This is a genomic window from Lentibacillus songyuanensis (assembly GCF_039548255.1).
Lineage (GTDB): Bacteria > Bacillota > Bacilli > Bacillales > Amphibacillaceae > Lentibacillus_C > Lentibacillus_C songyuanensis.
Genome location: NZ_JBCLVH010000065.1, coordinates 1 through 620, shown reverse-complemented (window position 1 = coordinate 620; position 620 = coordinate 1). Strand labels below are relative to the sequence as shown.

1 protein-coding gene is annotated in these 620 nt (G+C 39.4%); it reads left to right on the top strand.

Annotated features, from left to right (window positions below; translation table 11 throughout):
* Positions 1-620, top strand: a 620-nt coding sequence (locus tag WMZ97_RS21855; protein WP_343274171.1) for a condensation domain-containing protein, incomplete at both ends; no start/stop codon positions are given.

Sequence of the window (620 nt, the reverse complement as noted above, 5' to 3'; positions counted from 1 at the left end):
ATATCTAGTCGGTCAAAAGAATATGTGGCACCAACAACAGAGCTGGAAGAAAAATTAGTAGAGATATGGCAGGAAGTATTGGGAATTGGACGAATAGGGGTGAACGATAATTTCTTTAGCTTGGGGGGGCATTCTTTAAAAGCAATTCAATTAATGTCCAATATCCATAAAAAGTTACAGATTGAAATCCCTGTACGGATTATCTTTGAACGCTCGACAGTAAAACAATTGGCTCGTTGCCTGCGAAATCAAGAACGTGTTGAAAATCAATCAATTGATCCAGTTCCAGATCGTTCGTATTATCCTGTGTCTTCAGCACAAAAGAGAATGTATGTACTCCAACAGATGGATCTAAGTGCTATGCATTATAATATGCCGGGAGCATTTCTCCTAGAAGGTTCTCTGGAATATCAGCATTTGGAGCGAGCAATTCAGAAACTTATAAGGCGCCATGAGTCACTTCGGACTTCATTTGAAGTGGTAAATGGGGAACCGGTTCAAATAGTCCATCAAGAAATGGACTTTACATTGAAGGTAAAACAGGGCTTAGAAGAAAATATTCAGCAGGCGATGAACGAATTTATTCAGCCATTCAATTTAGAAAAGGCTCCGTTATTCCG